Raw genomic sequence first — 14,071 nt, 5'->3', positions numbered from 1 at the left:
TCCGAAGGCGAGGGCGCGGTGTCGTGTCGCTCGGCGGCCCCGTGCGCGGGGCTCGACGCCGAGCCGCGCATCGTGGTAGCGTCTCTTCGGTCGTTTGAAACCGTTCACCCTCATGGTTCTGGTGGTGTTCGGGCTCGTGGCGGCGGCGGTCGCTGCGAGGCTGCTGGGGCTCGCGATGCGTACGCGCAAAGCCCCGGAGTTCCTGCTCGGGCTTTCGATGTTGCTTCCGCTCGTGGGGTATTCGATTCAGGTCACGAGCGCGGTGACGCGAGGCGGCGCGCCCGCGCCGCTCGCCGTGGAGATCGGCGGGCTCGTCGTCGACATCGGATTCCTCACCGTGGCGGGCTTCGTGTGGCTCGTCTTTCGGCGCGAGGAGACCTGGGCCCAGGTGTTCGCGTTCCTGCTCGGGGCCTTTGGCCTCGCGATGCCCGTCGTGAACCACCTCGTTCCCTGGTCCAATGGATTGCCTTCGGCCCTCTGGCCCCGCGCGGTGCTGCGGACGCTTTGTTATGGCTGGGCCGCGGTGGAGGCGCTCCGGTATGCGACGCTCATGCGAAAGCGCGTGCGTTTCGGGCTCGCCGAGCCGCTCGTGGCCGATCGGTTCGGCCTCTGGGGGTTCGGTTATCTTTGCGCCGCGCTCATGCTCGACGGCCTGACCGCGGGCGGCGCGCTCCACGTGCTGCAATCGCGCTTCGCCGACGTGTTTTTGGTGGGCGGCGCGGCGTTCGGGGTGCCGGCCATGCTTGCCTTCGGATTGAGCTTTTTCCCGCCGGTCGCGTACGTGCGATACGTCGAGCGACGGCTCGGCGCGGAGGTCGCATCATGAGCGAGGGTTCGCGTGTATTTGAGCGCGTCGCGGAGGAGCTCGAGCGGCTCTCGAAGCTGACCCGGCTGGAGGCGCGGGGGACGTTGCGGATCGCCCTCCGGGAGGCGGGGTTTTTGCCGAAGAACGTGACGCCTCGCTCGATGACCGTGGTCCTCGAAAGGACGCTGCCGCCATTGCTGCTCAAGCGCGGCGTGCGGGAGGCGGCGATGATTTGTTACCAGATGTGCATCCTCGTGCGCGAGACGATGGGGATGGAGTCGGCCGAGGTGGAGACGCCGGAGCGGGTGTTTGCTCGGATCGGGCGCGCCACGATGCCGCCGTCCTCGCCGGGGGCGGACGGGGGGCGCACCCCGACAGGGCGCCTCTCCGTGGTGCCGGGGCCCATCAAGAAGCTCGGGTCGTGAGCGTCATCGCGCCGGCAATGCCCTGCAAGGGCACTTTTTAGACCGACCCTCTCGCTGAAGAGATCTTTCCCCCGCCGCGCGGACCGTCGAACATGGACGGCGTGGCAGGGGGATCATCGAGCGGGGTGTCAGCTCCGAGCTCCCCAGGCCGTTCGGCCTTCGTCGGCTCCGGAGGACCATGTCCCGCTCGCTGGATCGAATCAGGGCGTTCGCGAAGAATCACTCCCTGCCGCTGCGCGCGGCGATCGGCCTGCTCGTGCTCGTCGCGAGCCTCGCCGTGTTCATCGCGTCGCAGCGCGTCCCGCCGGTGCGCGCGGGCGTCGTCGACGCGCGGCTCGAGCTCGCGGCCGGCGAGGTGCGGCTCGTCGAGGCCGGCAAGGCAAGCACGGTGATCTCGGGCGCGCCGCTGCCCGCAGGGGCGGAGCTCGCCACGGGGACCGGGGCGCGTGCGCTCGTGCGGCTCTCGGATGGATCGTCGCTCTTCCTGCGCGGCGACGCGACGGTGCGGCTCCAGCCGGACGGTGCCGAGATCGTGGCCGGCGAGGTGTGGCTCGACGCGCCGCCCTCGGAGCGCGGCGGCCTCAAGCACAAGGCCGGGGACGCGACGATCGCCGCGGCGGACGCGGGGCTCTCGATCCGACGCGTGGGCGCGGAGGTCGTCGTCGTGGTGACGCGGGGGCTCGCGGTGCTCACGTCGCCGGGCGGGCGCGTGGAGGTGAGCGCCGGGGAGCAGGCGCAGGCGTCCGGGAACGACAAACCCAAGATGAGCCCGGTGCTCTTCTGGGACGACTGGACCGGCGGCATGGGCGACGGCCGTCCGCTCGCGGGCGCGGGCAGCGGCGCGGGCCGGATCTACGGCGTGAGCCCGGGTCTTCCTGGAGAGAAAGCGAAGGTGCTCGAAGTCAGCCGCCAGTCCGTGCGCGCGGTGATCCGCGAGGGGCTCGCCGAGACCGAGGTCGATCAGACGTTCGGCAACCCCGGCGGCGGCGTGCTCGAAGGCTGGTACTGGTTCAGCGTGCCGGAGCGGGCGATCGTGACGTCGTTCGCGGTCGAGACGAACGGCGTGCTCGTCGAGGGCGAGGTGACCGAGCGCAAGGAGGCCGCGGCGCGGTATGCGACGGCCGTGGCGACGGGGCACTCGCCCGCGCTGCTCGAATGGGTCGATGGGCGCACGTATCGCTCGCGGATCTACCCGATCCCGGCGTCGGGCGCGCGCCGCGTGGTGCTGCGGTACCTCGAGGTGTTGCCTTCGCAGGGCGGCAAGCTCGAGTACCTCTACCCGATGCGCGGCGAGGATCCCGCGCGGATCGGGGAGTTTTCCCTGGAGGTGGATCTCGGGGTGGCGGGCTCGAAGATGCGGATCGCGAGCCTCGCGGACGCGGTGGTCGAGGACGGCGGGCGGCGCGTGACGATGCGCCGGAGCGGGTATCTGCCGCGCGCGGACTTCCAGCTCGAAGCGACGCCGATCGAGCCGCAACAGCGAGCCGCGCTCACGGTCGCGCGCTTCGCCGCGGGTGCGGATCGGGCCGACTACGTGATGGCGCGGTACGTGCCGGACATCGACTGGGCGGCCGTGCCTGCGCCGCCGGGCGACGTCGCGGTCGTGGTCGATACGTCGGCGTCGGGGGACGAGGCGGTGCGGCAGCAGAAGGCGGCCGCGGCGGAGGCGATCCTGCGGGCGCTCTCGCAGAAGGATCGGTTCGTCCTGATCGCGATCGACTCGGCGCCGACGGTGCTCTGGCCGAAGGAGGGGCTCGCCGAGGCGACGGACAAGGAGATCGCGGCGGCGCTGGCGCGGCTCGCGGAGCATTCATCCGGCGGCGCGACGGACCTCGGCGCGTTCTTCGACGCGGCGCTCGGGCGGTTGCACGGGACCGAGCAGCCCGCGGTGGTTTACATCGGCGATGGGTTGCCCACGTCGGGCGAGGTGAGCGGCGACCGGCTCGCGGAGCGGCTCCGGCGCAGCCTCTCGACGTCGCGGGCGCGCCTCTTCACAGTGGCCGTGGGGAGCCAGAGCAACGTGGGGCTCTTGCGCGAGCTTGCGCGGCAGGGCGGCGGGCAGAGCTTCCGCATCGATCGGATGGAGACGGCGACGAGCGAGGTCTTGCGGCTCGCGAGCGCGATCAAGACACCGACGATCACCGAGCTCTCGATCGATCTCGGCGCGGGGCTCGACGAGGCGATGCTCACGGCGAGCGGGAAGGTCTCGCGCGGCGAGGAGGTGCTCCTGTTCGCGCGGACGCACCACGCGCTGCCGGCCGAGGCGACGGTGAAGGGCCGCGTGGGCGGGAAGGATTTTGCGAAGAGCTACCCGATCACGCTCGCGCAGGGGACGAGCACGTCGCTCGTGCCGCGGCTCTGGGCCGCGGAGAAGGTGCGGCGGCTGCTCGGCGAGGTGACGGATCCCGAGGAGCAACGCGGCAAGATCGTGGAAGTCGGGCTCGAATACGGGCTGATGACGCCGTTCACGAGCATCCTCGCGCTGGAGAGCGAGGCCGCGTATGCGCGGCAAGGGATCCGGCGGAGGTCCTCGCCGCTGCGGGGCGTGCGGCTCACGGCGCTCGATGCGCGCACGGAGCGGGCGCTGATGGATGCGGCGCTGAACCCGGCGCCCGCGGTCGCGATGGGGTGCAGCCTTCGCAAGGAGGAAGCGCCGTCGGAGAGCGTGGCGGCCGTGCCTGCGCCGCTGGTGGTCGACGACAAGCCGATGGACGGGCCGAACCAGACGCCTCCAGCGACGGTGATGGCGACGGCGACGCCCACGGAGCCCGAGCCTGCCGAGAACGCGCTTTCGCCTGCGAAGCCCGCGCCGGGCGGCGGGGGCGGGGCGTTCCGCGGGAACGCCCAGCGCGAGGAGCTCGACGGGCAAGAGATCGCGGGCAAGCGGTCGATGGTGACCGGGTCGGCGAACGAGGAGCAGCCGGCGATCGACAAGGCGAAGGGTCGCGCGCCCGAGGCGCCGCCGCCGCCCCCGATGGCGACGTCGACGTCGCAGTTCGAGGCCACGAAGAAGCTCGCGGAGGGGACGACGCCGCGTGTTCCGCCGCCGCCGGTCACGTCGCCGGTCACGCCGTGCAGCGACGTCGCGCGGAGGCCCCTCGCGGACCGCATCGTGATGTGGTCGAAGCGGCTGCGCGGCGAGCTCGACGGCAAGACGCTGGTGTCGCGGTACCAGGCCGCGCGCGGCGCGTGCGAGATCCCGGACTGGCGCGCCGAGCAAGCGCTGCTCGACCTCCTCCAGCGCAAGGCCCGCACCGAGGACGCCGTGACCACGCTGCTCGCGCACTTCGAGCCCGTGCCCGACACGCGCGCGTACGTGGCGCAGGCGATCCTCCGCCGCACGGTCGATCCGCGCATCGCCGCGTCCGTGCGGCGCACGCTCTTCGGCGAGAAGATCGCCTGGGATCAGGTCGACGCGGAGCTCGCCGCGATCGACGGCGTGGACGCGAAGCTCGCGAAGCTGCGCGAGCGGATGCTCGTCGCGCCCGGGGATCCGCAGGGCGAGCTGCGGGTCGTGCGGCTGCTCGCGGAGGCGGGCAAGAAGGACGACGCGCTCGCGCAAGGCCGGAGGCTCCGCGACCGTGGGTTCATGAGTCCCGACCTCGCGCTCGCGCTCGGCGACGTGCTCGCGGCGCAGGGGTTTCAGGACGAGGCGCTCCGCACGTACTCGGAGATCGTGGAGTTCGACGCGCAGAGCCCCGAGTCGCGGCGGCTGCTCGGCGACGTGTTCTTGCGGAACGCGTGGTACGGCGCGGCGTACCGGCAATACAAGACGCTCACGGATCTGCCGACCGCGGACGCGCCGAGCTTCTTGCGGCTCGCCCTGGCGGCCGCGGGCAGCGGGCGCGTGGACGAGGCGCTGCGTTTGGAGCGGCAAGTTGCTTCGGCCGAGGGCACGCCGGGCCCGCGGGATCCGCGGCTCTGGGCGCGGCTCTGGGCGGCGGCGCACCTCGCGCGGCTGCTCGAAGGCGAGGGCAAACCCGTGGAGCCGGGCCTCGCCGAGGGGCTCTCGCGCAAGCTGAAGGAGCTCTCCCTCTTCAGCGGTCCGAGCGCGCTCGCGGTCCTCACGTGGGAGGATCTCGACACGACGCTCGGCCTCGTCGGCAAGCAGGGCGAGGGGGAGGCGACGCTCGCCGAGCTCTCCGACGCGGCGTCGATCGGGATCTCGGCGGTGGAGCTCCCGCTCGGCGACGAGGCGCGCCTCGTGTTCCTGGCGCGCTTCCGCAAGGCGAGCCCGGGGCGCGAGGTGCCTGTCGCGCTGCACCTGATCGCGTGGGACGGGAAGGCGTTTCGTGTGACGATCCGCAAAGCGAAGCTCGGGGTGAAGGACATGGAGGTCTCGCTTCCGTCCTTCAACCCCGGCCTCTGAGTCCCTCACCCCCAGCCCCTCGCCCGCTGGGCGAGGGGAGGAGAGGCGCATGATCGAGATCACCTTTCTCGGGCAGCTCGTCGCGACGATCGCGGGCGCTTTGGCGTTCGTCTCGTTGCTCCTCGTGCTCGCCGCGAGCGCCTACGTGCTCGGCGCGGCCGCGAAGGGGCTCGAAGGGCTCGCCACGCCGCGCGGCGTGCTGCCCGAGGTCGTCGCGGGCCGCGCGCGGATCCTGCGATCGATCGCCTTGATCCTCGGCGTGCTCACGTTCGCCTTCGTGATCGCGACGTCGACCATCGGAGGCACGCTCGCCACGCTCACGTTCGCCGCCGCGCTCGGCATGCTCGCGCGGAGCGTGACGCTCGCGCTCACGATGCTGGCGATGCGGACGGCCGCGCGGCTCGAAGGCGGGCGTGTCGTGCAGACGAAGGCGCTCTCGGCGGCGCGGGCCGTGGAGACGGCGGCGCTCGAAGCGAAGGCGAAGAAGCGGCTCGCGGGCGAGGATTTGCGCGGGGAGCTGCGCGCGGCGGATGCGGCGTTGACGAGGCTGCGCGAGGCGCTCGGGACGCTCGTGGATACACGCGCGGCGCTCGGGCAGAAGCTCCAGAAGGGGAGCGGACAAGGGGAGGCGCGGCTCGTGCCGGAGGTCGCGCGCATGCGGGACGAGCTCACGTTGCGGATCGAGCTCGGGGAGCGCGTGCTCACGGCGGCCGAGGCCGCGGCGTTCCGGCTCGCGTGCGCGCTGCCGATCAAGAAGCTCGTGCGAAGGCGGCCCGCGGAGATCGCGGGGCTCGATCCGGCGGCGCCGGGTGATCCGGCGGCGCGGCTCGTCGCGGCCACGGCCGCGATCGACGGTTACCTTGCGGCGATCGCGGAGGCGCGCGCCGAGCTCGAAGAGGTCACGACGCGGCGGCCGACGCTCCCGCCGCCCGCCCCGGACGCGGCCGACGAGGACGACGACGACGGGCGCGCGAAGGATCCGCTGGCCCACGCGCGGGCGGACCTCGACGTGATCGAGGCGGCGTATCGATCGCTGCGGGAGCGCGCGGAGCTGACGCGGCTCGGGCTGCAAGCGCAGAAGGGCCTGGCCGAGGTGGCGAGCGCGGCGGGCGTGGTGTCGAAGCAGGCGCAGGTGTTTGGCCTCGACGAGCGGGAGTTTGGCCTCTTGCTGGACGACGTGGCGCGGGCCGAGCGGGTGTCCTCGATCGAGCCGCCGGGGCGCGACGAGGACCTGCGGGTGCTGGTGGATGCATTGTCGCGGGGGACGAGCGCGCTCGACCAGGATGACCGGGCGTCGCTGGGCGGGGTGGTCGCGGCGCTGCGCTCCATTGGGTGAGGCGGACCCCGCGCGTCCGCATGTCTTCTTCCTAGTCCCGACCTCGCACAAGAAAGGACGATTCATGGCCCTCCGAACGCCTCGTCGGCTCCGCTCGTTCATGCAACGCACGTCCCTCCTCCTCGTCGCGGGCCTGCTCACCGCATGCACGGAGACGCCCGCGCCGGGCGTTTCGCCGGCGCCGCCCACGCAGCGGACCGACGCTCGGTTGTCCGGGCCCCTCGACCTTGACGTGACGGCGCGTGACGCGCGGCGGGCGTTTCGCGCCGAGGGATCCCGATGGGTCGGCGCCGGGCCGACCCATCACGTCTCGGCCACGGTCGAGGGCTTCGACGTCGCCCCCCTCGCACCTTCGGCTCGCGGGGCGGCGCGCGCGGGGGCGCCCCTGCGGATCGAGAGGGCGCGCATCACGCGCGGCGCGCGCGAACTCTTGCGCGGCACGCCCACGGGCCGGATCGAACGAGGCCACCACCTGGCCATCGAGGCGGGCGACGTCACCGAGCACATCGACAACCGCGAGGACGGCGTGGAGCTCTCTTATGGGTTCGCGCGTGCGCCCGAGGGCGAGGGGGATCTCTCCGTCGTGCTCGCGACCGGCGGCGAGCGGTATGTCGGCGCGACGCCGCAGGGATTGCATTACGTGGACCCCGCGACCGGGCTCGGCGTGCGGTTCGGGCGCGCGACGTGGATCGACGCGCGCGGGACGAGGACCCACGTCGAGGCGCGCGTCGAGGACACGCGGATCGTCTTGCGTGTCCCCGACCGCGTGCTCGCCACGTCCGTGTATCCGGCCGTGCTCGACCCGATCCTGAGCGCGGAGATCGCGGTGGACGAGCCGGTGAATGGCCTCGGCACGGGCATCCACAGGGATCCGGCCGTCGCGTGGAATGGGAGCCGTTATCTCGTGGCCTGGGAGGTGAGCCGGTTCCTCGATCCCATCTCGGAGAGACGAATCTACGCCGCGCGTGTCGGCCCGCAGGGGGACGTGCTCGACCTGTCCGGCATTCCGCTGGCGAACGCGGGGGAAAATCCGTCTCTCGCGAGCGACGGGAATGGGTATTTTCTCGCGTACGACACCGCCTTCCCCGCGCCCGCGGGGATGATGGGCCTCTACGGCCAGCGCCTCGACGCGAATGGTCAGCCGGTCGGCGCGCCGATCTCGTTGTCGCCGTCCGGCACCGATGGCCAGGTGGTCTTCGACGGGACGAATTATCTCGTCGCCTGGAGTGGCCTCAACGACAAGACGGGATATTACGCGCGCGTCACGCCGTCCGGGCAGGTCCTCGATCCGAATGGCGTCGTGTTCGGCGCGGGGACGGTCCGGACCCTGCGCGTCGCGACGAACGGCGCAGGGGCCTTGCTCGCGTGGGACAGCCCGGGGTTATCAAAGGCCCACCTCGCGCGGGTTGATGCCCAGGGCGTCTTGCTCGATCCCGTGGCCCTTCCGGTCCTGCCCGACCCGCTCCTCGGGCAGCATCAGCCCACGCCTCTGTGGATGGGATCGTCGTATTTCGTGGGGTATATCCAGTCTACCATCGAGGAGCGGACAGTCGTCGCGGCGCGCTTCGACCCGCAGCAGGGCACCTTTCTCGATGCCGCGCCGATTCCCCTCATCGATCCCAACGGCAAGGAGCTCACCGAGCTCGACGTGACGACCGACGGCACGAACGCCGTCGTGACCTGGAGTGATTACCTGCCCGACCTGGCGGCGCATCCGCTCCGGCGGGCGCGTGTCTCGCCCCAGGGGTCCGTGCTCGATTTCAACGGCGTCTTGTATGCGCCGCGCGGGACCGTGGCGCGGGGCGCTTCGAATGGCGCGCACGCGCTCCACGTGTGGCGGAATGCCTACTTCGACAATTTCTACCCGGACGCCCTCTCCGTGGAGGCCCTGCGCTTCGACGCGAATGGCCAGGCGCTCGAGCCCGCGCCCATCGTGGTGTCGCGCGGGGCGAGCGAGCAGCGTGCGCCCGCGGTGGCGTTCGACGGCCAGAACTTCGTCGTGGCCTGGTCGGACGGGCGTGATCTCGTCGCGAAGCAGGAGACGAACTTGTATGCGACGCGTATCGATCCCTCGGGCATGGTCGTCGATGCGAGCGCCATTCAGGTGGATGACGGGGCGTACGACGTGATCCACCCGGCGGCCGTATTCGACGGGACGAATACGCTCCTCTCGTGGTTCGAGTGCCACATCTATTACGACGGCACGGACTGCGGGTTACGCGCGGGCCGGCTCAGCCCGCAGGGCGTGGTGCTCGACACGCCTGCGACGGAGATCCTGGGCTTCGATGGGTACGGCGACCGTGTGGCGCTCTCGGTGGGCGGCGGCGCGACGCTCGTGGCCGCGAGCAGCTATGACGAGCTGCTCGCGACGACGATCGACGGGGCGGGGCAGCCATCGGGCACGCTGGCGTCGTTTGCGCCGGACGCCCGCCCCGAGGCGCTCAGCGCGTCGTTCGACGGCGTGCATCACCTCGTCGTATGGCAAAACGCGGCGAAGCAAATCGTCGGCAAGCGCTTCACGCCGCAGGGAAGCGCCGTGGATGCGATGCCGATGGCCCTTTCAGGGACGCTCGCCGCGCCGGCCGGGGCGTCCGTGTCCTTTGATGGAACGAACCATGTCGTCGTGTGGGTGGACGGGGAGGGCGTCTTCGGGGCGCGGGTGAGCCCTGCGGGGGCCGTGCTCGATGCCGCGGCGGTGCCGCTCGCGAGCGCGCCGGGATGCGCGCACGTGGGGCTCGCGGGGCGCGGCGTGGTCGCGGACGGGGGGCGCACCGTGATCGGAGTTCGCACGTGTGGGCAGGGCGCGACGGACGTGCATGCGCTCGTGGTCGACGGCATGCTCGCGCCGATCACGACGCTCGTGATCACGAGTGATGGCCACCCCGAGGGCCTCCCGGCGCTCGCCTCGACGAATGCGGGCAAGGTGCTGGTGGCTTATCCGCAATTCCATACGGAGGCGCCCTTCGGGACGTCGCGGGTCCTGGCGAAGGTCGTGGATTTCACGGCCTGCACGATGGATGCGCAGTGCAACGGCGGCGTGTGCGTCGATGGGATTTGCGTGGGGGAAGGGAATGGCGCCGGTGGAATGGGCGGGTCCGGTGGAATGGGCGGCGCTGGCGGAATGGGCGGCGCTGGTCCGGGCTCTGGCGGGACGGGCGGCGTGGGCGGCGCTGGCGGAATGGGCGGCTCTGGTGGCGTGGGCGGGTCCGGCGGCATGGGCGGCGTGGGTCCGGGCTCTGGCGGTTCGGGCGGGACAGGCGGCTCCACCGTGCCGGGAGGCGGGGCCGAATGTGACTGCCGCGCCGCGGGTCATGGCGGGTCGTCCGGGATGCCGCTCGCGGCGGCGGCCCTTGGGCTCGTCGCGGCGATGACGCGGCGGGGCCGTCGGGAGGGGCGTAGGCCCTGACCGCGGGAGGGTCGTGGCCGTCTCGGAGGCTTGTGGACGATGCCGATGGGAGGGTCGCGACCGTCTCGGAGGCTGGTCGACGATGCCTGCGGGAGGGTCGTGACCGTCTCGGCCGCTTGTCGACGATGCTTGTGGGAGGGTCGTGACCGTCTCGGAGGTGGGTCGATGAGGTCTGCGGGACGGGCGTGACCCTGTCGGAGGAGGCTCGGACGATGCCTGCGGGAGGGTCGTAACCGTCTCGGATGCTTGTCGACGATTCTTGCGGGAGGGTCGTGACCGTCTTGGAGGTGGGTCGATGAGGTCTGCGGGAGGGATGTGACCCTGTCGGAGGAGGCTCTGACGAGGTCTGCAGGAGGGTCGTGACCCTCTCGGCGGCTGGTCGCCGAGGGTTGCAGGAGGGTCGTGACCCTCTCGGCGGCTTGTCGCCGAGGGTTGCGGGAGGGTCGTGACCACCTCGGCGGCTTGTATCGGGGGAGGCCCGCCATGGTCTGCACGCTATTGCAAACAAGGCACCACGTGACGTAGGACCCCCGCGTGTCCGAGTTCCACGGCGGCTTCTTCGTGCGGTCGGTCGATGCAGGGGTGGCGGAGCCGATTCGCAAGGCACTTGCGAGCGCGCTCACGGCGCGGCGCGTCGATCTCGAGCGCAATCACCTGACGTTCGCGGCCCGGCGCGGCTGCCCGGTGATGCACGTCGCGGTGCGCGGCGCGGTCGCCGACGGCAAGGACTACGCGTTTTTCCACGAGCAGAACGCCGACCTCGGCGCGGACGTCGCGCGGGCCGCCGGCGTCGAGGTATGGGCGTACCACTACGAGAACCAGGTCGGCACGGAGTCCGTGCGTGCGTTCGGCCCCGACGGGACGAAGCTCCGCGAGGTGTCCTGTCGCTGGGACGATCTCGCCAAGGAGCTCGGCGGCGATCTCGACCGCGCCGAGCGCGCCAAGCGGCTGTTCGAGGCCGCCCCGCTCGGCGCGCTCGCCAGGACGCTCGGCATTCCGCGCAGCGTGCTCGACATGGCCCTCGGGTACGACACGCCGACGGTCGAGGTCGCGCTCGTCGGGCCGAGCTGCACGGACGCCATCGCCGCGTACCTGGCGCAGCCGCTGCGCAGCCTGTACGGCGGGCTTTCACCGGCGACGCTGACGGGCGAGCTCGATGTCGCGCAGACCTTCTACTTCCCCGCCTGGATGGTCGCGGAGATCGAGGGGCTCGCGGGCCGCCTCGACGTCCCGGTGGGGACGATCGCGTGGGCCGCGTGGGAAGCCGCGAAGCTCGAGCTGCATCACACGACGCCGATCTGCGAGGGGGGCGACGCGTCAGGCCCCGCTCGTTTCCTGCCGGCCCCGCCCGCCCAGCCGCCTCAGGCGATCGAGGTCCCGCAGCTCGTGTCGGTGTCCGCGAAGGCGCTGGAGACGCCGCCGACGTCCGACAAGAAGGTCAAGCGGACCCTCGCGGTGCCGAGCCGCGTGCTCGACGAGGTTCGCGTGTTCTCCACGGCGACGGACCGCAGCTTGTCGTGGTCGTTGGAGACGGCGTACCTCGCCGCACGCGAGCGGCTGCACGCCGCGACGGCGCGCAGCTAAAGCCACGACCCTCGGAGGCAGGTCGACGAGGCCTGCGACAGGGCTCTAGACATCGCGCGTCACCTGCGACAGGACGCAGGGATGGGGGAAACGTTCGATCCGAACGAAACCGACGCCCTTCGCGCCGAGGTGGCGGGGCTGCGTGCGCGGCTCGCCGCAGCCGAGACGGCGCTCACCGAGGCGCGCACCGCCGAGGCGGAGCTCCGGGCCATGTTCACGGCCATGACGGACGTGGTGATCGTCATGAACCGGGAGGGGCGGTACCTGAAGATCGCGCCGACCGGGGCCGATCTCCTCTACAAGCCGAGCGGTGATCTCCTCGGCAAGACGCTGCACGAGGTCATGCCGCCGGCGATGGCCGATTTCCTCCTGTCCCACGTCCGCGCGTCGCTGGAGCAGCAGGGGCTCGTGAACCTCGAATACAGCATGCCCGCCGGCGGCCGGGAGATCTTCTTCAGCACCAACATCACGCCGATGTCGGACGACGTGGCCATCGTCGTCGCGCGCGACGTCACCGACCGCAAGCGCGCCGAGGAGGCGCTCGCCGAGGGGATACGCCGGCAGGCCGTGATCGACGCCCAGGAGGCGGCGCTCTCCGCGCTTTCGACGCCGCTCATCCCCGTCACCGACGAGATCGTGGTGATGCCGCTCATTGGCGTGCTCGACGCGCAGCGCGTGCAGCAGGTCATGGATACGCTGCTCCGTGGCGTCACCGAGCGGCGCGCGCGCACGGCCATCCTCGACATCACGGGCATTTCGGTCGTCGATACGGAGGTGGCCGACGCGCTCGTCCGGGCCGCCCGCGCGGTGCAGCTCCTCGGCGCGAGGGTGGTGCTCACCGGCGTCCGGCGCGACGTCGCGCAGACGCTGGTCGAGATCCAGGCCGACCTCGGCGGCATCGTCACGCGCAGCACGGTCCAGAGCGGGATCGCCTTCGCGATGGCCCGCGCCGGCTGATCGCCCCCGTTCCCGCGATCGGCTCCCTCGTGCTATCCCCGCCCCCGCGATGCGCCGCAGGACCCCCCATGCCATCCAGGTCGAGCTCGCGCAGAAGCGGCTCCTCGCCCGGCTCGCCGGCCTCGACCACGCCGCGATCGTACGCGCGCTCAGCCCCTTCCTCACGCCCGAGCGCAAAGCCCGCTTCGACGCGGTCTTCGCCTCCCGCCTCGGCAACGTGACCGTGCTCATGGACGCGCCCTACGACCCGCACAACGGGGCCGCCGTCCTCCGGTCGTGCGACGCATTCGGCGTGCAGCGGCTCCACGTGGTCGAGCGCGGCGGCATCTCGTTCCTCGCGGCCCGCGAGGTCGCCCGCGGCTCCGAGCAATGGGTCCACGTGCGCACGTATCCCACGGGCCGAGCGGCCCTCGACGTCCTCGCCGCGTCCGGCCACGAGCTCGTCGCGACGCATCCGCAAGGCGAGCTCATGCCCGAGGATCTTCGTTCGATCCCGAAGGTGTGCCTCGTCCTCGGCAACGAGCGCGACGGCATCCACGAGGAGCTCGTCGCCGCCTGCAAGCGGAGCGTGCGTGTCCCGATGCGGGGGTTCGTGGAGAGCCTGAACGTGAGCGTCACGGGCGCGATCCTGCTTCAGCACGCGACCTCGGGCCGGCAAGGGGATCTGCCCGAGGAGGAGTTACGCGCGCTGCATGCCCGCGCGATGATCCTGACGATCGATCACGCGGCGGAGGTTCTTCTCGCGAATGGGATTTCACTCGGGGAGGATGCGCTCGGGGTCGAGGGGGCGGAGGGGTAGCGCGCAGGGACATTTCCACCTCGCTTGCCCCTTCCGGCGAAAGTCGATAGCCTGTGCGGAACGACGATTGTCGGCTGTTTTCGATCGTCCGGGAGTCCTCGTGCCTGCTCCGCCTGCGCCGCCGAAACCGCCTGCGCCGCCTCGCGCGGCACCCCCTGCACCCGGCGCGATCGCGCGCCCTTCCGCGCCGCCTCCCAGGGCCACGGGAACGGTGCCGATGCCCGTGCACCCCGGCCCCGCGGCAAACCCCGCGCCGCCGCCGCCCGTGTTCGCGGATGCGCCCTTGCCCTCCGCCATCGCCACGGTGCCGTTCCCGAGCCCCCTCGAAGCGCCCGCGCCCGCCGCGCCGTCGCCGCCGCGCCCCGCCGCAGGGGCGCCCGCGCCCGCGCC

8 protein-coding genes are annotated in these 14,071 nt (G+C 71.9%); all 8 read left to right on the top strand.

Translation table 11 applies throughout. From position 1 onward, the window contains the following. Positions 1-112 precede the first annotated feature (112 nt). Complete coding sequence (locus QHF89_RS21020; RefSeq protein ID WP_136969953.1) at positions 113-826, top strand: hypothetical protein; 714 nt, start codon at positions 113-115, stop codon at positions 824-826. Then, positions 823-1,230, top strand: a complete 408-nt coding sequence (locus QHF89_RS21015; RefSeq protein ID WP_136969954.1) for a hypothetical protein — start codon at positions 823-825, stop codon at positions 1,228-1,230. Before QHF89_RS21020 ends, QHF89_RS21015 begins: the two co-directional genes overlap by 4 nt. 178 nt (positions 1,231-1,408) lie before the next feature. Beyond that, on the top strand, positions 1,409-5,599 hold the full coding sequence (locus QHF89_RS21010; RefSeq protein ID WP_136969955.1) for a VIT domain-containing protein: 4,191 nt from the start codon (positions 1,409-1,411) through the stop codon (positions 5,597-5,599). Between the two features lie 49 nt (positions 5,600-5,648). After that, positions 5,649-6,935, top strand: a complete 1,287-nt coding sequence (locus QHF89_RS21005; protein WP_136969956.1) for a hypothetical protein — start codon at positions 5,649-5,651, stop codon at positions 6,933-6,935. 100 nt (positions 6,936-7,035) lie between these two features. Beyond that, positions 7,036-10,341 (top strand): hypothetical protein, encoded by a 3,306-nt coding sequence (locus QHF89_RS21000; RefSeq protein WP_284720746.1) that lies wholly within the window; start codon positions 7,036-7,038, stop codon positions 10,339-10,341. A gap of 534 nt (positions 10,342-10,875) precedes the next feature. Further along, positions 10,876-11,925: a hypothetical protein gene (locus QHF89_RS20995; RefSeq protein ID WP_136969957.1), complete on the top strand. Its 1,050-nt coding sequence runs from the start codon at positions 10,876-10,878 to the stop codon at positions 11,923-11,925. A gap of 81 nt (positions 11,926-12,006) precedes the next feature. Further along, positions 12,007-12,882 (top strand): PAS domain-containing protein, encoded by an 876-nt coding sequence (locus QHF89_RS20990; protein ID WP_136969958.1) that lies wholly within the window; start codon positions 12,007-12,009, stop codon positions 12,880-12,882. A 49-nt stretch (positions 12,883-12,931) separates the two neighbouring features. Then, entirely contained in the window at positions 12,932-13,681 is a 750-nt protein-coding gene (locus tag QHF89_RS20985) for a TrmH family RNA methyltransferase (protein ID WP_136969959.1), read from the top strand. The last annotated feature ends 390 nt before the right edge of the window (positions 13,682-14,071 follow it).

It is taken from the genome of Polyangium sorediatum, from assembly GCF_029946465.1.
Classification (GTDB): domain Bacteria; phylum Myxococcota_A; class Polyangia; order Polyangiales; family Polyangiaceae; genus Polyangium; species Polyangium fumosum.
Note: the sequence above shows the minus strand (reverse complement) of the source record. Positions and strands in the feature narration are given on the sequence as shown.

What these genes read in the sequence shown, in the direction of transcription:
- QHF89_RS21020 (WP_136969953.1), top strand. Translation starts at nt 113, where the DNA reads ATGGTTCTGGTGGTGTTCGGGCTCGTGGCGGCGGCGGTCGCTGCGAGG.
- QHF89_RS21015 (WP_136969954.1), top strand. Translation starts at nt 823, where the DNA reads ATGAGCGAGGGTTCGCGTGTATTTGAGCGCGTCGCGGAGGAGCTCGAG.
- QHF89_RS21010 (WP_136969955.1), top strand. Translation starts at nt 1,409, where the DNA reads ATGTCCCGCTCGCTGGATCGAATCAGGGCGTTCGCGAAGAATCACTCC.
- QHF89_RS21005 (WP_136969956.1), top strand. Translation starts at nt 5,649, where the DNA reads ATGATCGAGATCACCTTTCTCGGGCAGCTCGTCGCGACGATCGCGGGC.
- QHF89_RS21000 (WP_284720746.1), top strand. Translation starts at nt 7,036, where the DNA reads ATGCAACGCACGTCCCTCCTCCTCGTCGCGGGCCTGCTCACCGCATGC.
- QHF89_RS20990 (WP_136969958.1), top strand. Translation starts at nt 12,007, where the DNA reads ATGGGGGAAACGTTCGATCCGAACGAAACCGACGCCCTTCGCGCCGAG.
- QHF89_RS20985 (WP_136969959.1), top strand. Translation starts at nt 12,932, where the DNA reads ATGCGCCGCAGGACCCCCCATGCCATCCAGGTCGAGCTCGCGCAGAAG.